Consider the following 22,506-nt stretch of genomic DNA (forward strand, 5'->3'; position numbering starts at 1 on the left):
GCCCGGAGCCCGGGCGTCCGGCCGGTGCGCTCGCGGCGTCAGCCGGTGTTCTGCAGGCCGGCCGCCACGCCGTTCACGCTGAGCAGCAGCAGGGTGGACAGGCGCTCGCGCTCCTTGTCCGAAAGGTCGCCCGACGTCCGCAGCGCCGTCAGCGCCCGCAGCTGCAGGTGGCTGAGCGCGTCCACGTAGGGGTCGCGCAGCTGCACGGCCCGCGACAGGACCCGCCTGTTCTCCAGCAGCCGGGTGTGCCCGGTCACCTCCAGCACCAGCCGCCTCGTCAGGTCGTACTCCTCCAGGACCTGCTCGGCGAAGTCGGCCCGGCCGCCCAGGGCCAGGTAGCGGGACGCGATGGACCGGTCGGTCTTGGCCAGCGACATCTCGGCGTTGTCCAGCATCGCGGCGAACAACGCCCACTCCTGGTACGCCGACCGCAGTTCGGCCATGCCGCCGTCGGTGACCACGGCCGCCAGGCCGCTGCCCAGGCCGTACCAGCCGGGGAGGTTGACCCGCGTCTGGGCCCACGAGAACACCCACGGGATGGCCCGCAGGTCGTCCAGCGAGCGGGGCGCGCCGAGGCCGCGCCGCGCCGGCCGGGAGCCGAGCCGCAGCGAGCCGAGCTCCTCCAGCGGGCTGACCAGCGCGAACCACTCGGGGAAGCCCTGAGCCTCGGTCAGCGCCCGGTAGGCGCGCTCGGAGGCCGCCGCCACGGTGTCGGCCAGCCGGCGGAACTTCTCCGCCGCCGCGGCGGTGCCCGACTCCACAGCGGAGGTGGACGCGAGCAGCACGGCGTTGGTGACCTGCTCGATGTGCCGCTTGGCGATCGCCGAGTGGCCGTACCGCGCGAAGATGACCTCGCCCTGCTCGGTGACCTTGAACCGGCCGGCGACCGAGCCGGGGGCCTGGGCGAGCACGGCGCGGTTGGCCGGTCCGCCGCCCCGGCCGAGCGCGCCGCCGCGGCCGTGGAAGAGCGTGAGCGTGATGTCGTTGGCCGCGGCCCACGCGGTCAGCGCGGCCTGCGCGTCGTACAGCCGCAGGGTGGCCGCCGCCGGGCCGAGTTCCTTGGCCGAGTCGGAGTAGCCGAGCATGACCTCCATGCGCCGCCCGTTCGCGGCGAGCCGCCGGCGCACGGGCTCTAGCTTGCTCATGCCCTCCAGCACGGCGGAGGAGTTGTCCAGGTCCTCGCCCGACTCGAACAGGGGGACCACGTCGAGCACCGGGGCGCGCTCGCCCAGGGCGTGCCTGGCCAGCTCGTACACCGCCGCGATGTCGTCGGCGGAGCGGGTGAACGAGACGACGTACCGGGAGCAGGCGGTCACGCCGAAGCGCTCCTGGATCCAGGCGATCACCCGGATCGTGGCCAGGACCTCCTCGGTGCGCTCCGACAGCGCGCCGGAGGCGATCTCCTCGAGCGCCGCCGCGTGGACCGCGGAGTGCTGGCGCACCTCCAGCTCGGCCAGGTGGAAGCCGAAGGTCTCGACCTGCCAGATCAGGTGCTGCAGCTCGCCGTAGGCCTGCCGTACGGCGCCGGCGCCGCGCAGGGAGTCCTGCGCTAGCCGCAGGTCGGTCAGCAGCTCCGACGGCGCGCGGTAGGCGAGGTCGAGGTCGCGGCGGCGGGTCGCGGCGATCCTGGCCGCCACGAACATCAGCCACTGGCGGTGCGGCTCCCGCGGCGATCGGGTGGCCATCTCCGACACCAGGTCGGGGTGGTCGTGCTCGGCCTGCGCGAGCGCGGAGCGCAGCTCGGCGGACGGCGGGGTGAAGACCTCGGCCAGGGTGAGCGACCTGCCGATTCGGGTGGTCGCGTTCTCCAGGGCGATCAGCACGTGCTCGGCCTGGATCTGCATGGCCTCCCTGGTCACCCTGGCGGTGACGTTGGGGTTGCCGTCGCGGTCCCCGCCGATCCAGCTGCCGTAGCGGATGTACGCCTTGGCGAGCGGCTCCCGCGTGCCGGTGCCGGGGCCGAGCGCCGCGTCGAGCGACCGGTAGATCTGCGGCACCGTGCGGAACAGCGTCTCGTCGAAGGCCGCCATCGCCGTACGGACCTCGTCCAGCGGGTCGAGCTTCGTGTGGCGGAGCTGATTGGCCCGCCAGAGGATGTCGATCTCCTCCAGCAGCCGCCGATGGGCCTCCTCGCGCTCGGCCGCGCCTCGCCCGGGGGCGTTGTAGGCGTCGAGCTGGGCGCTGATCCGCTGGATGGCGGTGACGATCGCACGCCGCCGCGCCTCCGTGGGATGGGCGGTCAGCACGGGCCGGAACTCCAGCCCGTCGATCAGTTCCTGGAGCCGGTCGTCCCCGCGCAGCCCCTGCACGGCCTCGGCCAGGGACTCGCGCAGTGGCACGTCGTCCTTGTCACGCTGCCGCAGGGTGCGGATCCGGTAGTGCTCCTCGGCGAGGTTGGCGAGATGGAAGTAGCAGGTGAAGGCCCGGGCGATCTGCACTGCGCGGTCGACGGGCCACTCGGCCACCAAGGCCGCGACCTCGTCGGCCGTCGTCTCCTGACGCCGGGCCGCGATCACCGCCTTGCGGAGCCGTTCCACGTCGGCGAGGAGGTCGGGACCGCCGTGTTCGGCGATCACCTGACCCAGGAGTCCACCCAATAGGCGCACGTCAGCGCGGAGTTCGTCCGGCATCTCCGCTACGGCGTTGTGTCGTTCGGCAGGAGCGATGGCGGCCATGCTTCGAAGGCTAGCGAATCCCGCTCGGTGGCCCGAGGGCGGTCTCACCAATTGGACTAGACCACTGATCCATGCAGCTCAGGCCGGTCGTGCGTCCGTGGTCCCGAGCGCCTCCGCCCGGGTCGCGGGGAGCGCCCTGAAACGGCGGGTGAGGTACTGGGCGAGCAGGCCGTGCGCCACGACGATCGCGCCGAACCCGACGAGCAGCATGGAGATCGTCGTCAACTGGCTGTCGTCGGCCAGCAGGATGGTCTTCGCGTCGCCGAGCCCCGTCGCCGCGACCTGCTGCCCCGCCACCAGGGCGGTCACCCAGCGACCGGCGCGCATGATCACCGGACGTGCGGTCGCGGTCACCGCGGCGGGCAGGGCCAGCACGCCGAAGGCGACGATGATGATCGCCGTGCCCGCCGGGGAGATGTCGGTCGGCCCTTCGATGGCCAGTTTGATCCCGCGCATCAGGAGGCGCGCCAGCGCTCCGATGACCAGGCCGCTCAGCGCCGCCGCGACCAGCGGCGCCCAGATCGCACGGCCCGTCAGGCCACGTTCGCGCATATCGCCTCTCCCTTTTAAGAACGGTCCAAACGGTTATAGAGCCGGGCCGAATCGCCCGCAACGCCGCATGGACTTCGGGACCGCTCTGTTACCTCTCAGGAGGGGCGGGAGACGGCGGCGAGGAGTTCGGGGAGGCGGGCGAAGCCGATGCCGGCGGCGATGCGGCGTCCCGCCCAGGCGACCGCCATGCCGTACGGCACGGCGAGCACGGCCCACCAGGTCAGGCCGAGGAGGACCGGCAGCACGATCGGCAGGGCGAGCACGCCGGTGACGAGCATCGTGGCGAAGGAGGCGGCGAACGCCTGCCCGCCCTGCCCGGGGGCGGCGCCGGTGAAGGCGTTCATCCGGTCGGGATAGGTGTACGGGGCGGTCACGCTGGTGATCGAGCCGATTCCCATGGCGGTGCCGAGCACGCCCCACGCGGTGAGCGCGGCGACGACGGCCCACGCGGCGTTCCCCGCCACGAGGGCGGCGGCCAGCGACGCCAGCGCCAGCAGCGGCACCGCGACGACCGCCATGGCCAGGTGCCGCCCGGCCAGGTCGGTGCGCAGGTCGCGCGGGGTCGCGACGGCCACCGCGTTCATCCACAGCGACCTGCCGTCGATGCCGAAGGAGTTGGCCGCCTGCAGCCCGATCACCACGGCCGCCAGGCAGGCGGGACCGATCGCCGTCCACTGTCCCGTCGAGCCGCCGGGACCCCGCAGGGAGAACATGACGACCGCGCTCACGAAGATCGCGCTGATCCAGTTCACCCGGGCCCGCGGTTCCCGCCTCGCGTACTTCAGCTCCTTGGCGACGACGGCGCCGAGCATGCCGCCGGGCAGGAACCGGCCTGTCCGGGAACGGCCTGTCCGGGAACGGCGGACGGAGCCGCCACCCCGGTTGGAGGAGTCGGGCCGCACCAGCGCGTACCGCAGCGCCGCGATCCACAGCCATCCCATGACGACCACCGACATCGCGACGACGACCAGTTCGGCGACGCCGATGAGCCCGCCGTCGGCGATCGCGTGCGCGGCCAGCCCCGGCGGCGTCCACCGCAGGACGTCCCCGGCGGACGCCAGGATCCGCGTGGGGTCGCCCGTCAGCCCGCGGTTCAGCAGCAGGTTCGGCACCTGGACGAGCAGCACGCCGATGATCGCGACCACCGCGAGCAGGTCACGTCCCCTGCGCGTGCGCAGCACCCCGGACAACGCGGTGGTCACCAGGCGGGAGGCCGTGAGACAGAAGGCGAACTGGAGGACCACCGCGGGCACCCCGATGAGCACCCCGCCGGGTCCGTGGGCGAGCGCGACCACCCCTCCGCACAGCGCGGCCAGCGAGGCCATCGGCCACGGCCCGGCGGCCGACGCCGCGAACATGCCGGTCGCGAGCTGCCGGGTGGTGAGCGGGAACAGGGCGAGCCGGGCCGGGTCGAGCGTCTCGTCCAGCCCGAAGGCCATGAGCGGCACGACGACCCACCCGGCGGCGAACATCGCGAACGCCGCCGACACGAGGTCGAGGCCGACGTCGGCCGGCGCGAGCCGGATGAGGGACAGCAGCCCGAACCCCGCGACGGCGGTGAGGAACGCGGCGGCCAGCGAGAAGGCGAAGCCGGCCTGCTTGCCCACGCTCCCGCGCAGGCCCCCGCGGACCAGGCTGAGCTTGAGCCGGACGAACAGCCACGTCATCGTCACGGCGTGCTCCCGGAGCCGAGCCACGACAGCCCCTCGTCCCCGTTGCCGCGCACGCCGACCAGGTCGAGGAACGCCTCGTTGAGCGTGCGGCCCCGCCGTACGTCGTCGAGCGGGCCCTGCGCGACGACGAGGCCGCGGTTCATCACCGACACCCAGTCGCACAGCCGCTCGACCAGGTCCATCACGTGGCTGGAGAACACGACGGTGGAGCCCGAGGCGGTGAACCTGCGCAGCACCTCGGTCAGCGTGTTGGCGGAGACGGGGTCGACGCCCTCGAACGGCTCGTCGAGGAACAGCACGCGCGGGTTGTGCAGCAGCGCCGCCGCGAGGCCGATCTTCTTGCGCATGCCGGTGGAGTAGTCGACCACCAGCTTGTCCTGCGCCTCGACCAGGTCCATGACCTTGAGCAGTTCGTCGGCGCGCCGGCCGACCTCGTCCAGGGGGATGCCGCGCAACTGGCCGCCGTACATGAGCAGCTCACGGCCGGACAGCCGTTCGAACAGCCGCAGGCCCTCGGGCAGCACGCCGATGTGCGCCTTGACGCTGACCGGGTCGGCCCACACGTCGTGGCCGTCGATCTCGATCCGCCCGCCGTCCGGGCGCAGCAGCCCGGTGGCCATGCTCAGGGTCGTCGTCTTGCCGGCGCCGTTGGGACCGACCAGGCCGGCGAAGCTGCCTCTCGGCACGACCAGATCGACCCCGCCGACCGCCACCTGCTGTCCGAAGCGCTTGTACAACCCCTGCGTGCGTACGGCGTCCGTCATGGAGCCCCCATCTGTCTCAAGCCGTCGTCGATTCGAACGAACGGGACGTGAACCCCGTTCCTCACCTGATGCAAGGAGCAGCCCGGTGAGCGCGACCCGGCGCGACCGGGCGGCCCCCGGCTGGTTAACCTGTCGACCATGGATTCGACGCGACCCGGAGCGGCGTTCGGGACCCGAGGGCCGCTGAGCATACGAGGAACGGTGAGCGGGCGATGAGCGCCGAACGCGTCCCCGAGATCGACATCCACACCACCGCCGGCAAGATCGCGGACCTGGAGCGCCGCCGGAGCGAGGCGGCCCACGCCGGGTCCCAGCGAGCGGTGGAGAAGCAGCACGCCAAGGGCAAGATGACGGCCCGCGAGCGGCTGGCGGCCTTCCTCGACGAGGGCTCATTCGTGGAGTTCGACGAGCTGGCCCGGCACCGGGCGACCGCCTTCGGCCTCGACCGCGAGCGCCCGTACGGCGACGGGGTCGTGACCGGGTACGGCACGGTGGACGGCCGGCCGGTCGCGGTGTTCGCGCAGGACTTCACCGTGTTCGGCGGCTCGCTGGGCGAGGTCTTCGGCGAGAAGATCGTGAAGGTCATGGACCACGCGCTCAAGACCGGCTGCCCGGTGATCGGCATCAACGACTCGGGCGGGGCGCGCATCCAGGAGGGCGTGGTCTCCCTCGGCCTCTACGCCGAGATCTTCAAGCGCAACGTGCACGCCTCCGGCGTCGTGCCGCAGATCTCGCTGATCATGGGCCCGTGCGCGGGCGGCGCCGTGTACTCCCCCGCGCTGACCGACTTCGTCCTGATGGTGCAGGAGAAGTCGCACATGTTCATCACCGGGCCCGATGTCATCAAGACCGTGACCGGCGAGGAGGTGACGTTCGAGGAGCTGGGCGGCGCGCACACGCACAACTCGAAGAGCGGCGTCGCCCACTACGAGGCGTCCGACGAGCAGGACTGCCTCGACTTCGCCAGGGCGCTGCTGTCGTACCTGCCGTCCAACAACATGGACGACCCGCCCGCCTTCGACGTCGAGGCGGACCTGGAGACGACCGACGAGGACCGCGAGCTCGACACGCTGATCCCCGACTCGGCCAACCAGCCGTACGACATGCACACGGTCATCGAGCACGTCCTCGACGACGGCGAGTTCCTGGAGATCCACGCGGGCTTCGCGCCGAACATCCTCGTGGGCTTCGGCCGGGTCGAGGGGCGTTCTGTGGGCGTCGTCGCCAACCAGCCGTTGAGCTTCGCCGGCACGCTCGACATCGCCGCGAGTGAGAAGGCCGCCCGGTTCGTGCGCACCTGCGACGCCTTCAACATTCCGGTGCTGACCTTCGTCGACGTGCCGGGCTTCCTCCCGGGCACCGACCAGGAGTGGAACGGCATCATCCGGCGCGGCGCCAAGCTGCTGTACGCCTACGCCGAGGCGACCGTGCCGCTGGTCACCGTCATCACCCGTAAGGCGTACGGCGGCGCGTACGACGTCATGGGGTCCAAGCACCTCGGCGCGGACATCAACCTGGCCTGGCCCACCGCCCAGATCGCCGTCATGGGGGCGCAGGGCGCGGTCAACATCCTCTACCGCCGCGAGCTGGCCGCCGCCGACGACCCGGACGCCGCGCGGGCCCGTTTCGTCGGCGAGTACGAGGACACGCTGGCCAATCCGTATCTCGCGGCCGAGCGCGGCTACGTCGACGCGGTCATCCGGCCCTCGGACACCCGGGTCCAGGTCGTCCGCGCGCTGCGCGCCCTCCGCTCCAAGCGGGCCGCGCTGCCGCCGAAGAAGCATGGGAACATCCCGCTGTGAGCAGCAGCGAGCCGTATCTCAGCATCGTCCGGGGGGACGCCACCCCCGAGGAGACCGTCGCCCTCGTCGCCGCGCTGGCGGCCCAGATGGCGGCAGGGTCGGCGGCAGGGGCGACGGCCGGCGGCGCCCGGCCCACGCCGCCGCCGGCGACGGGAAACTGGAGGAACCCGGCGCATCGGCTGCGCCCGGGGCTCCCGCACGGACCGGGAGCCTGGCGCCGGGCCTTCTTCCCCGGCGGCTGACGCCGTCTACCCTGCCATCCGCGACGACCACGGTCCGATTACATCGACGGAACAGGGTGTCAACTGGCTCAAGAGTTGGGACTATCTAGAAAGCGGGGGAATATAGTCAGCCGATCATCTAGTGACGAGTCCAGGAGGACACCATGGCCATCCCGGACTTCAGCGCACATGGCATTTCCGCCAAGTATGCCGTTCTCGTGGACGTCGGTTACCTTTACGCGGCCGCCGGTGAGGTTCTCTTAGGCGCCAAGGAGCGTAAGGAGTACCGCGTCGCCGCGGACGAGCTGATCCAGGCGCTGCAGAAGCACGCGGTCGACCGCATCCAGGGCGAGTTGTTGCGCGTCTACTGGTACGACGCCGCCCGGGACCGTGTGCCCACCGTGGACCAGCGGGTGATCGCCCAGCTGCCCTGGGTCAAGGTCAGGCTGGGCAACCTGAACGCCCGTGGCCAGCAGAAGGGCGTGGACGCGCAGATCCGCAGCGATCTCGAGGCCCTGGCCCGGCACCACGCCGTGAGCGACACCGTGCTGATCGCCGGAGATGAGGACATGGTGCCCGCCGTGGAGGCCGCGCAGGCGTACGGCGTGCGCGTCCACCTGTGGGGGGTCGAGCCGCCGTTCGGCACCAACCAGGCCGAACGGCTCGTCTGGGAGTCGGACACTGTCGAGATCCTGAGCGCCGACTTCCTGCGTCCGTTCTTCACCCGCGCCCCGGTGCCCGTTCCCGTGCCGCCCACGCCGTCGCCCGCCCAGGTCTTCGCGGGCCGTACGGTCAAGCCGATGCCGCCGAAGGCGCCCGCCGGTCAGGTCGCCAAGCTCGGCCCGGGCCGGCCCCGGGTGGAGGAGGTCGGCGAACACGTGGCGCAGAAGTGGATACTGACCCGCGGCCGGGACAACATCCGCGACCTGCTGCCGGGCCCGCTGCTGCCCACGGTGATCGACACCGAGCTGCTCATCGAGGCCGAGAAGGAGCTCGGCCACTCTCTCCGGCCCTATCCGGAGGCACGCGTGTGGCTGCGCGACGGCTTCTGGGCCCGGGTCTACCGGGAGTTCGACCTCGGGGTCGGCATCTCCAGCAAGTGACGCCGGCGCCCGAACCCGCGCGGGCGCACTCCCGGCTCACGCGAGGCACTTCGCTCAGCGCCCGGTCCGGCGCGAGGCACTCCCGGCGTCAGCGCCCGGCTCGCGCGAAGCCGCCGCGACGGCGGCGTCCGATTTCCGCCAGCCCGCCGCGGTGGCCAGCGCATAACGTCATGTGCGTGACCAGACGACAGCTCGACTTCGACGCGTGCTACCTCGCCGTGTCCGCACGGGACTCCCGCTTCGACGGGCGTTTCTACACGGCTGTCACCACCACCGGCATCTACTGCCGCCCGATCTGCCCCGCCCGCACCCCCGCGCGGTCCAACGTGCGCTTCTACCGCCACGCCGCCGCGGCCGAGGCGGCCGGGTTCCGTCCCTGCCGCCGCTGCCGTCCGGAGCTCAGCCCCGGCGACCCCGGCTGGGACGTCCGGGCCGACCTGGTCGGACGCGCGCTGCGGCTGATCGACGACGGGGTGGCCGACGAGTCCGGCGTCGCCGGGCTGGCCCGCCGGCTGCACGTGACCGAGCGGCACCTGCACCGCCTGTTCGCCGCCGAACTCGGCACCGGCCCGCTCGCCGTCGCCCGCACCCGGCGGCTGCTGCTCGCCAAGCAACTGCTCACCGAGACCACCCTGCCGATCACGGACGTCGCGTTCGCCGCCGGGTTCGGCAGCGTGCGGCAGTTCAACGCGGCCATGAAGGAGTCGTACGGCTTCGCCCCGGGTGAGCTGCGCAGGGCCGGCGGGCCGGTGCGGGGGGCGCACGGTCCGGTCGCCCTCACGACCGGCCTCACCCTGCGGCTCGGTCACCGGGAGCCCTACGACGCGCAGGCGGTGCTGCGTTTCCTCGCCGCCCGGGCGATCCCCTCGGTGGAGGCCGTCTGCCGGTCGGGGCCCGACGTGACGGCCTACACGCGCGCCGTCCCCGGCGGCTCGATCACGCTGCGGCCCGCCGCCGGGCACATCCGGCTCACCGTGCGGACCACCGAGACGCACCGGCTCTCCCGGCTGGTGGCGCGCTGCCGCCGCCTGCTCGATCTCGACGCCGACCCCGGGGCGGTGCGGGAGATCCTCGGCGGGACGTCGCTCGCGCCGCTGGTCGCCGCCCGTCCCGGGCTGCGGGTTCCGGGGGCGTACGACGGGTTCGAGCTGGCGGTCCGGGCGGTGGTCGGGCAGCAGATCTCGGTCGCCGGGGCCCGCACCCTGCTCGGCCGCATCGCCGCCCGGGCCGGTCTGCCCGCCGTTCCGGACGGGGCGGGCGGCGACCGCGCACCCGAGGCGGACCAGGTGCCGTTGCTGTTCCCCACGGCCGACCGGCTCGCCGCCGCCGACCTCGACGGGCTCGGGCTCACCACCCGCAGGGTCGCCACGATCAGGGCGCTGGCCGAGGCCGTGGCCTCCGGCGCGATCGACCTCGACGGCGCCGGCGACCCCGCCGACACCGTCGCCGGGCTGCTGGAGATCCCCGGCATCGGCCCGTGGACGGCCGGTTACATCGCGCTGCGCGCGCTGCGCGACCCGGACGCGTGGCCCGAGGGCGATCTCGTGCTGCGCAAGACCATGGAACGGCTCGGCATCGCCCCGGACGAGACCGAGCGGTGGCGGCCCTGGCGCGCGTACGCCGCGCTGCACCTGTGGAGCCACGCATCTGACACTTCGGAAGGACGCGACAAATCATGATTGTCACGCAGACCCTGCCCACCCCCGTGGGTCCCCTCGCCATCCTCGCCCGTGACGGCGTGCTCGTCGCCGCCGGCTTCACCGCCGACCCCCGGGAGATGTTCGCCCGGCTCTCGCCGTCCCTGCGGGCGCTTCCCCTGCGGGAGGGAGACCTCGGCGACGTGGCCGAGGCCGTACGGGACTACCTCGACGGGAAGGTCGACGCGCTCGACCGGATCCCGGCCGAGCAGCCCGGCACCCCGACGAGGCAGCGCCTGTACGAGGCGCTGCGCGCCGTGCCCGCCGGGACGACCGTGTCGTACGCGCAGCTGGCGGAGAAGGCGGGGCTGCCCAGGACGGCCGCGCGGGCCGCGGGGTCGGCCTGCGCGCAGAACCTGATCGCGCCGTTCGTGCCGTGCCACCGCGTGCTGCCCTCGGCCGGCGGCTACGGCGGCTACTACTACGGCACGCCCGTCAAGGAATGGCTGCTCGCCCACGAGTCCCGCGCCTGAGTCCGCACCGGACCGCCAGGGCCGTTCCGGGGTTCCGGGGGGCGGGTCCTCCGAACGAGGGACGGGCCATCCGTCACTCGAGGGACCGCGCGGCCCGCCAGGTCACGTCGCCGGGGGACGCCCGCCCGCGAGCTGCCTGGTTACGCTGCCGCCGGTGTCATCGACGACGGGAGCCTCCGTGACCATCAGGCTGGTGATCGCCGACGACCAGGCGATGATCAGGGCCGGGCTGCGGCTCGTCGCGGAGTCCGAGCCGGGGATCGAGGTCGCCGGGGAGGCGGCCGACGGCTTCGAAGCGGTGGAGGTGACCCGGCGGCTGCGGCCCGACGTGCTGCTGCTGGACATCGCGATGCCCCGGCTGGACGGAATCGGCGCGGCCAAGATGCTTCTCGCCGACCCCCGGCCACCGAAGATCATCATGCTGACCACCTTCAACACGGGCGACAATCTGAAGGCCTCGCTGCGGGCCCGGGTGAACGGCTTCCTGCTCAAGACCTCGCCCCCGGAGCACCTGGTGGAGGCGGTGCGGGCCGCGGCGGCGGGCGCCGCGCTGATCGACCCCACGGTGGCCCCCCGGGTGATCGACGAGATCGCGAGCCTGCCCGACCTCGCCGCGCCGGCCGAGCTCGGCTCGCTCAGCGAGCGCGAACTCCAGGTCCTGCGGATGGTCGCGCAGGGCCTGTCCAATCCCGAGATCGCCCGTGACCTGGGCATCGGCGAGGCGACCGTCAAGACGCACGTCGCCCGTGTCCTGCACAAACTCCGCCTGCGCGACCGCATCCAGGCGGTGGTTTTCGCCTACGAGGCCGGGGTCGTACGGCCGGGAGAGCGGCCCGGACCGTGCTGAGGCGACTCGCGGGCGACTGGCGGCCCTCCCGCCTCGACGTCCTGCTCTCCCTCGCCGTGGCGGTCGCCGGGCTGGTGGAGTCGTTCGGCCGGCAGGGCCCGGAGCCGTGGCAGATCGCCGCCCCGTTCCCCTTCGCGGCGGGCGCGGTCGCCGCCGGGCTGGTGGTGCTGCTGCGGTCGATGTTCCCCGCGACCGCGCTCCTCGTGCTGACGGCCATCGGGTGGGCCGTGCAGGCGGTCGCCGGTCCCGGGTACTACGCGGCCTGGCATTTCTACTCGACGCTGATCCTCGTCCACACCGTGGCCGGCGCGGCCGAACCCGGCAGCCGGCGCGGGCTCGCGGGGCTCGGGTGCGTGCTGCTCGCCTACGCGCACCTGCAGACACTGCAGAGCAACGACGCCGCCGAGGTCCTCATCGGCGCGATCTTCGTCGGCGTCGCGTACGTCAGCGGCATCCTGTTGCGGCGGCAGATCGACCAGACCAGACGGCTGGCCGAGCAGGCGGCCCGGCTCGAAGCCGAGCGGGAGGAGCGGGCGCGGTGGGCGGTCGCACAGGAGCGATCCCGCATCGCCCGGGAGCTCCACGACGTCGTCTCCCACAACGTGAGCCTCATGACGTTGCACGCGGGCGGGGTGCGCAGGCTGCTCGGGGACGACCGCGCCCGCGAGCGCGACCTGCTGCTCGCGGTGGAGCAGGCCGGCCGCGAGGCGGTCGAGGAGCTCGGGCTGATGCTCGGCATGCTGCGCGACGACGAGGGCGCGCCGCCCTCCCCGGAGGCCGGGCTCGACCGGCTCGACGAGCTGATCTCCCAGGTGGCGGAGGCCGGCCCGGAGGTGCGCCTGCGTGTCGCGGGCGAACCCCGGCCGCTGCCGGCCGGGCTCGGCCTGTCCGTCTACCGGGTGGTCCAGGAGGCCCTGACGAACGTGCTGAAGCACGCGCACGCCACGAGGGTCGACGTCGTCCTCCGGTACGCGCCCGGCGAGTTGCGCGTGACCGTCGTCAACGACGGGGTGCGCGTTCACTCGGCGGGCACGGGCGGGCACGGGCTCATCGGCATGCGGGAGCGGACCGCGCTGCACGGGGGCGAGCTGTCCGCCGGGCCCACACCGTCAGGGGGCTACCGCGTGCTGGCCGTCTTCCCGCTCCCCGGCTGAGCGCCTCGCGCCTCCACGGGGCCCTCGCCGACGCTCGCCGGCTGGGCACCTCACGCCTCCGCGGCGGCCCTCGCCGGGGCGTCGCCCGCCCACTCGTCGTCGGTCATGCGCAGCATCCTGAGCCCGATCACCCCGGCGCCGGCCAGGTAGAGCAGCCCGCCGACGATCGTGCCCACCGGGTAGATCGGCGCCCCCAGGATGCCGGCGAGCATCGCGAACGGCGCCCACCACGGCGTACGCCGGGAGTAGGCCAGCGCGAGCCCCAGCAGGAACAGGCCGAGCAGCCCGGCGAAGCCGGGCACCTGGAAACCGAACGTCGCCCCGGGATCGGCGAACGCCTCGTCCCCGATCCGGGCTCCCTGCTCGGGCGGCAGGACCCGCTCCAACCGGGCGTAGAAGAAGTCGCCGAGCATCAGCGCGGAGAAGTTGACGACGCCGAGCAGCGCCAGGCCACCCGCGACGTGCCCGAAGAGCACGCCCTTGTGCCGGATCAGGTGGATCATGCCGATGATCCCCGGGACCAGCAGGACCCAGCTCCAGTGCAGGAGCGAGGCGCTGACCGACACCTGCTCGGGATGACGGCCGTAGACGCCGACGACGTCCCCGCCCTGCCGCAGCGCCGGGTCCGCGACCACCCCCGCGACGTAGACGAGCGGGGCGGCGACCAGGCAGAGCCCGGCCGCCGTACGGCGGAAGGCGCGTGCGTCCGAAAGCACCGACATGGCTACTCCTCGTGTCCGGCCCGCCGCCTGTCGGGCGGGACCGGCAGGGAGAGTAGGCAGCGGCGCCCCGGCCGGTCGTCCCCCGCCCGGACGACCGGCGTTCCGCCGATCTCCCTACACGCGCCCGCGGGCCGTCAGCCCGCCATGCCTGACCGGCGGCCTGCCCTCCTGTGGGCCGGGCGGGGAGTCAGTTCTTGACGATGCTCTGGACCTCGCCGACGGGCACGTCCCTGGTGGCCGAGACCTGGATCGGATCGTAGGCGAAGGGGACGGCCTGGCCGCCCTGGTTGCCGTTGCCGACGACGTTCCAGACGCTCGTCACGGTCAGCGTGTAGACCTTGCCCGGCTGGTCGACGGAGGAGTGCAGGTAGACGACGCCGCACTCGGGTTTGCCCTCGCCGTCCTTGTCGGCGCCCTTCACGTACGGCTTGCCGGTGGCGCCGCATCCCTTGTCGTACACCTCGGCACGGTCGGCGCCGGTGCCGGACTTGATCACGAGGTGGTCCGGCGTCGCCGTGACGGTGGCGGACATGACCCCCGGCAGCGTGGCGGTGACGGACCGGGGCGCCGCCTCCGCCCCGTCCAGCCACACCCAGGTCCCGAGGTTGACGTAGCTCTTGACGTCCGGGCTCAGCTTGATCTTCGGCTCCGGCACGGTCAGCGCGGCCCTGGCGATCTGCATGAGCTGTTCGAGCGTGATCCCCCCGGCGGGGGTGGTGCCCTCGGGCACCCAGACGAGCGGCTCGAGCCCGGCGGCGCACGACGGTCCCGCCGGGTTGCCGGCGTCGTAGGCGACGCCCCACCACTGGCCCTTCTCGCCGATCTTGTCGCCGAACTTGTCCAGGTCCACGTCGTAGTCCAGCCCCGCCTCCACCGCCTGCTTCTTCTGCTGCGCCTGGAGGTTGCGCATGTCGTCGGCCGACGAGTTCGGCTCGTACCAGCAGGGGCGGGGCATCCGGTAGCCGTCGCTCTTGCCGCCGAGCCCGTTGCCGGACAGGCCGATTTTGGAATTGGTCAGCTTGACCCCGGCGGTGTTGCCCTGCTGGAACGCCTCGCCGTGCGGCGTCCCGTCCGGGTCGGCGGCGGCCGGCGGCACGCACACCGCGAGCATGCCGCAGGCCAGCAGGGACGTCACCGCGATCGCCGTTCTGCTGCTCATCGCTGGCACTCCTTCGCGAGCTCGTCCGGGTAGTCCGCGTGGCGGTAGAGCCGGATCCGCCAGACGCCGTCGTCGCCGCGCCCCAGGCCGGCGGTCTGCAGGTAGACCGCGCGCGGGTGTTTCAGCCAGGCGGGCTGCCGGGCCAGCGCGGTGCCCTCCTGGTCGGTCAGCCGCACGCCGGTCACGTCGACGCAGCCGTAGACCTCCGCACCGCGTCCCACCATCGCGGGCACCCGCAGGGCGTAGAGCTTGGCGACGCCCCGGGCCGACCGCCGGGCGTCGAGGAATTCGCGCACCCAGGTGGCGGCGTCCTGGTACGCGGACGACTCGGGGTCGATGCCCTTCACGTACGAGCGGTCGCCGCCGGAGGTGCCGACGGCCCGCCACTGGGCCGTGAAGTCACGGGCGAACGCCTTGATCGCGGCCGACCGCACCGGGTCGGGCTCGTCCGGCCACTCGATCTCGACGGTCAGCCCGGGTGCCGCCGTGATCGCCTCTGTCCCCGGCGGGCGGGCCGGCGTCCCGGCCGCCGTCGCCGCGGCCGGCTCGGCGCCGCCCCCGGGGGTGAAGCCGCGGTCCGCGTCCGGCGGGGCGCACGCCGGCAGAAGCAGCACGCAGGCCGAGAGAAGCAGGGCACGGGCCGGGCGTAGCAGCGCACGGGACGAGAGAAGCAGGGTACGGGCCGGGCGTAGCAGGGCACGGGCCGGGGCGGGCGGCGCGGCCGCCGCCGTGGCGAGTCCTGGACGCATCAACGCGGTCCTCCGCAGTACGCGATCCCCCGCCCCTGCCATCCCTGTCACAGCCACCCTTGTCTCGGCCACCCTAGGAAGGGCCGCCGGGGACGAGCCAGCGCTATGCGCCGATCGGCATGATTCGGAGGGTGACGTCCCGGGCATTGGGGCTCCGATCAGGCGAGACGTGAGGTTCTGAGGTCCGGGGAGACGGTGCGGCGCCAGTCGGGCAGCAACTCGTCGATGAGCGCCTCCGTCTCCGGCGCCATCCCGCCGCCGTACGGGTGTGAGGCGGCGCGGCGCAGCAGACCGTCGACGACCGCCCGCAGCCGGACGGGCTCCCCCGTGGCGCGCGCCGCCCGGAGCAGGTCGCGCCACAGCCCCTCGTCGTCGGCCGCGAGCAGCAGCCCGGCCCGGGCCGCCGCCACCGCGCCGTGCGGGTCGTGACGGGCCAGCCGGATCTCGCACAGCGCGTGGGCGGCGTCCGCCACCCAGGCCGTCACGTCGTACTCCAAGGGGTCGGCCGCCAGCCAGGCGTACCGGTCGGGCGGCCTGCCGTTCAGCAGCGGGCCGCGCACCAGCTTCAGCGCACGCTCCAGCAGGCCGGCCTCCACGTCACCGGCGCCGAGCGTGGCCGCGCCTGATCCGGTGGCCCCGGGTCCGGCGGTCTCGGCCCATTCGCCGGCCTGCCGTACGAGGTCTTGGAAGAGCCGCCAGTCCGTACGGATCTCCGGCCCGAGCCGCAACCGCCCGGACCGGTCGATGAACAGGTGAGGGCGTCCCTCGGAGTCGCGCCCGAGCCACTCGGCGACCCGTGCGATCGTGGCGTCGCGCACCGCGAGCTGCACGCCACGCGGCCACAGGACGCCGGCCAGCACGGCCGGGTGGACCCCCTCCGGGTGGGTGGCCAGGTAGACGACGAGTTCGTGGGCGAGGGCCGCCCGGCCCTCTTCGAGCGGGTTCACCGGACTGATCTCGATCGGGCCGAGGACGCGGACCTCGATGGAGGGCGGCTCCTCGCTCAGTCGCTCGGTGAGCGGGGTGAGCGGCTCGCCCTCCTGCTGCCGGGTGGTGTCGAACAGGCCGACCACGGCGTCGTAGTGCCGGCGCGGCAGCAGGTGGGCCTCGATGTCCAGGCCCAGGGCGTCCACGCGGGCCCGGCCGTCGTCGGTGATGTCCCACGTCCAGGTGGCGTGCGGCACCTGGCCCGCGATCACGAAGCCGCAGGCCGTACGCCGGCCCTTGCCGAGCAGCGCCAGGCGGCGTGCCTCGTCCTCGTCGGGGCGGATGGCCGACAGGAGATAGTGCGGCGTGTGGGCGGGGTCGGCGACCCGGCTGTGGACGCGGCCGGTCAGCACGTCGCCGTCGTACCGGGCACGCTCCTCGAACTCCGGCAGCACCTCGGTCAGGCTGCCCGCCGTCCTGATCCGCTCGGGCGCGAGCCGGGTCAGCTCCTCGCCGAAGCCGACGAGCGTGATGCGCATCTGGTCGGACCACCGGTTGGTCGCCACTTCGACCGCCAGCGCCGACAGCGCGGCGACGGTGTGCGCCCCGGTGATCGCGATCACCCCGTGGGCGGCCTCCAGGTCGACCAGGACGCGGCCGCCCTGCCCGGTGCCGAGCGAGACCAGCCCGGGATAGGGCGCGGGAACCCCGGCCAGCGTGTGCTCGTCGATGCGGCGTCCCTCGTGGGCCGGAAGACGCCAGACCTGCCCGTCGTCGCAGGACTCCCACGGCTCGGGCGCGTCCTGTTCCGCCGGGTGGATCCACAGGTCGAGGCTGCGGTTGGACAGGTGGACGGCGTAGATCGTCGGAGGGCGCCGGCCCGCGTCGGCCAGCAGGCGGCCGAGCAGGCGCAGGCCGATGTCGAGCATCCGGCTGCCGGGGGCGTCGGCGCCCAGCCGGATCGCGACCTCGGCCTCGGCGGCGTCCCCGCGCGGCCGGGCGATGCGCCGTCCGAAGGCCCGGCGCCACAGTTGCTCCCGCCGCCTGCGGCCGAGCAGGGCCAGCAGCCCGGCCGCCGCCAGCGACGACGCCGCCAGGTAGTCGGCGAGGACCGGCCCGCCCTGCCGGTCGCCGGCCTCCTCGCCGGCGGTCAGGTGACCGCCCGTGTCCGAGGACGGCACGGACGGCGCCGCGGAGGGCCGCGTGGACGGCTGCCCGGCGGCGTGACCACCCGACGTCGTGGCCTCCGCTGTGGACCCCGCCGTGGACCCCGCCGTGGAGCCCACTGTGGACCCCGCCGTGGGCCGCCCGTGCGCCGTCGGCTGCGCCGTGGGAGGTGCCTTCCGCGCCGTCTCGTCCACCCCGGCGGGCTGGGCGGTGGTCGTGCCGACGGGGCGCGGTGCCGGCGTCGACCGGGCGGTGGCGGGTGTGTCCGCCGCATCGCCGACGCGGCCGGTGCGCTCCGACGGGGTGTCCTGCGGCATCGCGGGCGGCGGCAGCACGATCCCCGGTCTGCTCGGCTCGGGCGTCGCCCTGCCCCGCTCGTGGCCCGCGTCCCCCGGCCGTCCGGCCTCGCCCTGCCGTCCGGCCTCGCCCTGCCGGGCGGTGGGGTCGCCCTGCCCCTGGTCGGGCCGCGTGGTGTCCGCCTCACCGCCCGCCTGGCCGTCCCCCGCCGCGCCACCTGTCGTGCCCCCGGTGTGCGAACCGGCGGTGGCACGCGGGTCCGGCGTCGTGCGCCGGTCTTCCTTCGCGTCTTCCTTGGCGCCCTGGTCGGCGTGGGCGTCGCCGCCGGTCGCCCCTCCCCCGGCGTACCGGGTGTCGCCGTCGAGCTCGGCGGGCGCGTGGCGGTGCTCCTTGAGGATCTCCGGCCGGTCGTCGTCGACCGGCACGATGTGGACGTTCCTGGCGTCGTCCGGCATGTCGAGCACCCAGCCGGGACGGATGAGGTCGGCCATGTGCAGCCGGCTGCCGTCGGGCTGCTCCTTGTGCTGGTTGAGCTGATAGATCTCCGGATAGCGGCGCCCGTCGCCCAGGCACTTCTCCGCGATCTCCCACAGGCTCTCGTGGTGGCGGCCGTGCGGAGGCTGGACCACGTAGACCTTCTTGACCTCCCTCGCGTGCAGGGCCGGGCGCTCCGCCTCGGTGTGCGGCACCGGCGCCGACAACGCCGCGACCTGCGGCCGGATCGGGGCCGGGGCGCCCGCGCGGGCGATGGGCACCGCCACGGCGGCCGCGGTGAACAGCAGCAGCACGGCGGAGACCAGACGGTTCGCGAGCGCCTGGGTGCCGCCCGACAGCGGCACCCGGGCCGGCATACCGACCCGCCGCAGCCCCGCGTAGACCTCGACGACCACGCACAGGAACAGCTGCAGCCAGGCCAGCCACACCAGGAGGATCAGGATCGCGATGATCGTGTCGGGGCCGACCTGGCTGGTGAACAGGTCCGCGTTCAGCAGGTCGCCGCTGACGGGCGGACCGGCCAGCCGGAGCAGCGCGTACGGCACGCCGCCCACCAGGGCCACCAGCGCGACCAGCGCCCCGAGACCGGCGAGGACGTCCCCGGCCGTACGCCGGGTCCGCAGCCGTACGGGCCGGTCGTCGTGCCAGTGCTCGGGCGCCCGCTGCGGCCCCAGCACGGACGGCAGGCCCTCCGGACGCGGGCGGGGGCCCCGCCCGGGCGTGCCACCCGTGGGGGCCTCGGCGCCGGAACCCCGCTGCGCTTCGCGCTCGAACCCCCGCCGCGCTTCGCGGCCGGAAGACCGTTGCGGTTCGCGTTCGAACCCTCGCCGCACTTCGCGCCCCTGACTCCGCTGGACCTCGCGCCCGGACCCCCGCTGGGTCTCGCGGAGGAACTCCTCCCGCCGCCCGCCCGGCGGCCGCGTGCCTGTCATGCCTCTCCCGGGTCAGGAGCGGCCGTAGCCTCCGCCTCCATGTCCGAGCCGGCGAAACCCAGCGCGGCGAGGAAGAAGGCGTTCCAGTGGACCGACACCGCCACGGTGACGTCTGCCTGGCCGCCGCCCACGGTGCACTCGGTCATGCGTACGCCGTCGGCCTGCTGGTTGGCCGTGATCTCCTCGGCCGGGCCGCACACCGCGCTCTCGTCGGCGAGCAGTCGCACCTGACCGGTGGCCCGCAGGGTCTCGACGTCGATCTGGTCGGCGGCGGCGCGGGCGGCCTGCTCGGCGATGTCCGCGGCCTTCAGCCGGGCGTTCATGGCGGCCCCGCCGTCGACCAGCAGCCCGGCCAGCAGGAACACCACTCCCGAGAAGAGGACCACGAACACCGACATGGAGCCGCGCTCCGCCGGGCCGCCGCGTGCGGTGGCGCGCGGCGCGTGCCAGACCACCACAGGTCTCACGCGGGTGCGCGGCGAGGGCATCGCGCCTCGGGCCGGACGCTGCGCGGTCCCGTGGTCACGCGGACGCCGGCCACGCGGACGCCGACCACGCCACGGGACGACGCAAGCCGGAGAGCCGGGACACGGGCGCGGCGGGGTCACTGCACCCTCCGATACCGTTCGAGCGGCACGACCGAGGCGCCCGACATCTGCTTGGTGGCGCCGAAGCCGAGGACGTCGAGGTTGAGCTCGCAGGTCACGGTCGCCCGGACGAAGCCGTCCATCTTCCACTCACTGCCGGACATGCTGACCTGCGGCGAGCAGTCGCCGGACAGCGCGGCTTCGGCCGCCTCCTTCGCGGCCGACTCGGCCTCCGCCTCGGTGCGCTGCACGGAGGCCGCCCGGGCGGCGTCCCGCGCGGCCCCGTTGACCTCTCCCTGGGCCTCCACGATCCGGCCCGCGCCGACGAGGAACAGCAGGAAGAGCAGGAATAGCGGGGCCAGCATGACCGTCTCGGCCGTCATCGACCCGCGTTCCCCGCCGTGCTCGCCGGACGGGGCGGATTGGAGTGCGATCCGGGTCATTCGCAGCCGTCCGAGCCGTCGTCGGGGCGGAAGCACTCGATGGGCCCGCCGAAGCGCGAGGTGATCGTGAAGGTCGTCTCGGGCAGCAGCGGCACCACCTGGACGGCGCTGCCGGTGATCTCCACGCCGCGTTGGTCGCCCTGCTCCCACGCCTTGGCCTGGGCGTTCTTCAGCAACTGCGGTCCGATGGCCTGCACGATCTGCCGCGCCTTGCCCTCGGCCGCCTCCTGCCAGCCGTCGGAGCCGCCCGCCCGGGCGACGCGCGCGCCCTCCCGCGCGGCGGCGTCGGCGACCTGACGGCCGTGGAACCAGAGCGTGACCTGCACGATCAGCAGCACGACGGCGAGCACGACCGGCATGAGCATGGCGAGCTCGATCACCGTGGCGCCCCGCTCGCCCCTCCGGCGTCCCGAGGCCCGCCCGCCTCGCTCGCCGCGCCCGCTCGCCCCGGCCCGCGCGTTTCCCGCGAGCCGTTCACTCGCCCCGGCCCGCGCACCGGCCCCGGCCCGACGCGGGCGGGACCCGTTCGGCACGCGGGCCGCGTCCGCGGTCGCCCCGGCCGGGGCGCCGTGGCCGACGGCCCCGGTGCCCACGACGGCGGTGCCCACGACGGCCACCACGCGCTCCGCGCACCGCACGGGATCCGCGGCACGCGCGTTCGTCACTCCCGGCATGGTCGCCATACCCGGGTCGCCACGCCCCTGCCGGTCACTCCCCGCCACCGCCGCCGGCACCGCCGCCACCGCCACCGCCACCGCCGCCGCCGCCGCCGAAGCTGTTCTGGATGTCGGACTGCTTCTGCTCGACCAACTGCTTGATCAGCGTGGCCAGGCCGAGCGCGACTCCGGCGATGATGGCGGTGATGATCACCCATTCGACCGCCGAGGCTCCCCTGGACGGGGCGTTCCTGGCGCGGTCCAGCCGTACGTGGAGCACGGCGATCAAATAGTGGAACCAGAGCATCAGGCCCCCAACATCTTCATGGCTGCGGGAAAACTGAGGAAGATCACGAAGCCCGCGCACAGCAGGAGCTGGGCGACGAGCATCGACTGGGACCGTTCGCCCGCCTTGCCCTCGACCTCCGCGAGTTCGCGGCGGCGCAGGGTGGCGGCGCGGGCGGTGAGGGAGGCGCGGACCTTGGCGCCGTCGTCGGCGACGAGCCCGAGCGCGGCCGACAGGTCCCGCAGCTCGTCCACGTTGATCTCGTCGCCGAGCTGGCCGAGGGCCTGCCAGGGGGTGATGCCGACGATCCGGGCATTGGCCAGCGCCTCGCGGATGCGCTCCATCGCCCAGTTGGAGCCGGGGGCGGGCCCGGCCCCGTTCACGGCCCCGTTGGCGGACACGGCGCCGTTCAACGCCCCGGGCGTGGTGACGGGACTGCCGACGGCGACCGCCATCATCAGCGCCTCGGGCACGCCCCGGCCGCCCGCGAGGTTCATCGACACGAGGTCGAGGAAGGCCCCCACGGCGTGCCGGAAGTCCCGGCGTCGTACGGCGGCGTCCCGCCGGATCTGCGCGTCGGGCAGCAGGAAGAAGATCACGCAGACGACGAGGGCCGACCAGAGCGGCACCTGCACCGAGACGCCCCACCCCATCAGCGCGAGCCAGCCGACGAGGATCGGGAACGCCAGCAGGCCGGAGACGCCGAGCAGCAGCTTGGTCGCGAGGAAGCCCTCGAAGGACTTGCCGAGAAGTGCCAGGTCGGCCTTGACGGACCGCGCCTCCCACCCCCGCGCCGCGTAGAACCGGGCCAGCCGCAGGCCGAGCGTGCGGCGGAACTCGCTGACGTCCTCCTCGGGCGCGATCAGCGGCGCCCGCGGCACGCCCTCGCCGTCGCGGGCCTGGTCGAGCGCGGCGAGCCGGGCGGTCAGGCCCGGCCGGGGCGGGAACAGCGCCCGCAGCAGCAGGAAGAGCCCGAGGCCCAGCACGGCTCCGCAGAGCACTGTCTCGATCACGGCGCCCTCCGCCCGTCCGCGAGATCACGGCTGCCATCGCGCCCGGTGACGGGCGGAGGCGCGATTTCTCGCATGCGATCGGAAGGCGAAGCCGCCGGCGGAGGGCCGCCGC

General features: G+C 73.8%; 20 protein-coding genes. 7 read left to right on the forward strand and 13 right to left on the reverse strand.

The window, feature by feature from the left end; translation table 11 throughout:
• Positions 1–38: 38 nt before the first annotated feature.
• The 4 genes from ACWEQG_RS09495 to ACWEQG_RS09510 all read right to left on the reverse strand — a co-directional run bounded on the left by ACWEQG_RS09495 (position 39) and on the right by ACWEQG_RS09510 (position 5,664).
• A complete protein-coding gene (locus tag ACWEQG_RS09495; protein WP_363468723.1) occupies positions 39–2,675 on the reverse strand; it encodes a phosphoenolpyruvate carboxylase in 2,637 nt (878 codons plus the stop codon).
• Positions 2,676–2,753: 78 nt separating this feature from the next.
• Positions 2,754–3,227, reverse strand: coding sequence for a hypothetical protein (locus tag ACWEQG_RS09500; protein WP_452283297.1), 474 nt, complete (start codon positions 3,225–3,227; stop codon positions 2,754–2,756).
• A gap of 95 nt (positions 3,228–3,322) precedes the next feature.
• A complete protein-coding gene (locus tag ACWEQG_RS09505; RefSeq protein WP_452283299.1) occupies positions 3,323–4,924 on the reverse strand; it encodes a hypothetical protein in 1,602 nt (533 codons plus the stop codon).
• Positions 4,897–5,664, reverse strand: coding sequence for an ABC transporter ATP-binding protein (locus ACWEQG_RS09510; protein WP_452283301.1), 768 nt, complete (start codon positions 5,662–5,664; stop codon positions 4,897–4,899). Before ACWEQG_RS09510 ends, ACWEQG_RS09505 begins: the two co-directional genes overlap by 28 nt.
• A 212-nt stretch (positions 5,665–5,876) precedes the next feature.
• On the opposite strand from ACWEQG_RS09510, the gene ACWEQG_RS09515 reads away from it, so the two are divergent.
• The 7 genes from ACWEQG_RS09515 (at position 5,877) to ACWEQG_RS09545 (ending at position 12,961) form a co-directional block, all read left to right on the forward strand.
• Positions 5,877–7,466 carry an acyl-CoA carboxylase subunit beta gene (locus ACWEQG_RS09515; protein ID WP_452283303.1) on the forward strand — a complete coding sequence of 530 codons (1,590 nt, stop codon included), beginning with the start codon at positions 5,877–5,879 and terminating at the stop codon, positions 7,464–7,466.
• A complete protein-coding gene (locus ACWEQG_RS09520) occupies positions 7,463–7,708 on the forward strand; it encodes an acyl-CoA carboxylase epsilon subunit (protein WP_452283305.1) in 246 nt (81 codons plus the stop codon). Before ACWEQG_RS09515 ends, ACWEQG_RS09520 begins: the two co-directional genes overlap by 4 nt.
• Before the next feature lie 143 nt (positions 7,709–7,851).
• Positions 7,852–8,790: an NYN domain-containing protein gene (locus tag ACWEQG_RS09525; protein WP_169986141.1), complete on the forward strand. Its 939-nt coding sequence runs from the start codon at positions 7,852–7,854 to the stop codon at positions 8,788–8,790.
• 176 nt (positions 8,791–8,966) lie between these two features.
• On the forward strand, positions 8,967–10,469 hold the full coding sequence (locus ACWEQG_RS09530) for an Ada metal-binding domain-containing protein (protein WP_452283307.1): 1,503 nt from the start codon (positions 8,967–8,969) through the stop codon (positions 10,467–10,469).
• Complete coding sequence (locus tag ACWEQG_RS09535; protein WP_363468736.1) at positions 10,466–10,960, forward strand: methylated-DNA--[protein]-cysteine S-methyltransferase; 495 nt, start codon at positions 10,466–10,468, stop codon at positions 10,958–10,960. The genes ACWEQG_RS09530 and ACWEQG_RS09535 overlap by 4 nt, the downstream gene beginning before the upstream one ends.
• A gap of 178 nt (positions 10,961–11,138) precedes the next feature.
• The gene (locus ACWEQG_RS09540) at positions 11,139–11,807 is read left to right on the forward strand and encodes a response regulator (RefSeq protein ID WP_452283309.1); all 669 of its coding nucleotides are present in this window, start codon (positions 11,139–11,141) and stop codon (positions 11,805–11,807) included.
• Positions 11,801–12,961: a sensor histidine kinase gene (locus ACWEQG_RS09545; RefSeq protein WP_452283311.1), complete on the forward strand. Its 1,161-nt coding sequence runs from the start codon at positions 11,801–11,803 to the stop codon at positions 12,959–12,961. The genes ACWEQG_RS09540 and ACWEQG_RS09545 overlap by 7 nt, the downstream gene beginning before the upstream one ends.
• Positions 12,962–13,011: 50 nt before the next feature.
• On the opposite strand, the gene ACWEQG_RS09550 is transcribed toward ACWEQG_RS09545, so the two are convergent.
• From ACWEQG_RS09550 to ACWEQG_RS09590, 9 genes are all read right to left on the reverse strand, one after another.
• Positions 13,012–13,683, reverse strand: coding sequence for a hypothetical protein (locus ACWEQG_RS09550; protein ID WP_452283313.1), 672 nt, complete (start codon positions 13,681–13,683; stop codon positions 13,012–13,014).
• 187 nt (positions 13,684–13,870) lie between these two features.
• The gene (locus tag ACWEQG_RS09555; RefSeq protein ID WP_452283315.1) at positions 13,871–14,842 is read right to left on the reverse strand and encodes a hypothetical protein; all 972 of its coding nucleotides are present in this window, start codon (positions 14,840–14,842) and stop codon (positions 13,871–13,873) included.
• Positions 14,839–15,591, reverse strand: coding sequence for a hypothetical protein (locus tag ACWEQG_RS09560; protein ID WP_452283317.1), 753 nt, complete (start codon positions 15,589–15,591; stop codon positions 14,839–14,841). Before ACWEQG_RS09560 ends, ACWEQG_RS09555 begins: the two co-directional genes overlap by 4 nt.
• A gap of 158 nt (positions 15,592–15,749) precedes the next feature.
• Positions 15,750–19,409 (reverse strand): hypothetical protein, encoded by a 3,660-nt coding sequence (locus ACWEQG_RS09565; RefSeq protein WP_452283319.1) that lies wholly within the window; start codon positions 19,407–19,409, stop codon positions 15,750–15,752.
• Positions 19,406–19,876: a pilus assembly protein TadG-related protein gene (locus tag ACWEQG_RS09570; RefSeq protein WP_452283321.1), complete on the reverse strand. Its 471-nt coding sequence runs from the start codon at positions 19,874–19,876 to the stop codon at positions 19,406–19,408. The genes ACWEQG_RS09565 and ACWEQG_RS09570 overlap by 4 nt, the downstream gene beginning before the upstream one ends.
• 137 nt (positions 19,877–20,013) lie before the next feature.
• The gene (locus ACWEQG_RS09575; RefSeq protein ID WP_452283323.1) at positions 20,014–20,439 is read right to left on the reverse strand and encodes a TadE/TadG family type IV pilus assembly protein; all 426 of its coding nucleotides are present in this window, start codon (positions 20,437–20,439) and stop codon (positions 20,014–20,016) included.
• Positions 20,436–21,104 (reverse strand): TadE/TadG family type IV pilus assembly protein, encoded by a 669-nt coding sequence (locus ACWEQG_RS09580; RefSeq protein WP_452283325.1) that lies wholly within the window; start codon positions 21,102–21,104, stop codon positions 20,436–20,438. The genes ACWEQG_RS09575 and ACWEQG_RS09580 overlap by 4 nt, the downstream gene beginning before the upstream one ends.
• 43 nt (positions 21,105–21,147) lie before the next feature.
• Positions 21,148–21,402, reverse strand: coding sequence for a hypothetical protein (locus ACWEQG_RS09585; protein WP_452283327.1), 255 nt, complete (start codon positions 21,400–21,402; stop codon positions 21,148–21,150).
• Positions 21,402–22,394, reverse strand: coding sequence for a type II secretion system protein (locus ACWEQG_RS09590; protein ID WP_452283329.1), 993 nt, complete (start codon positions 22,392–22,394; stop codon positions 21,402–21,404). The genes ACWEQG_RS09585 and ACWEQG_RS09590 overlap by 1 nt, the downstream gene beginning before the upstream one ends.
• Between the last annotated feature and the right edge of the window lie 112 nt (positions 22,395–22,506).

This window comes from Microbispora sp. NPDC004025, from assembly GCF_053604425.1.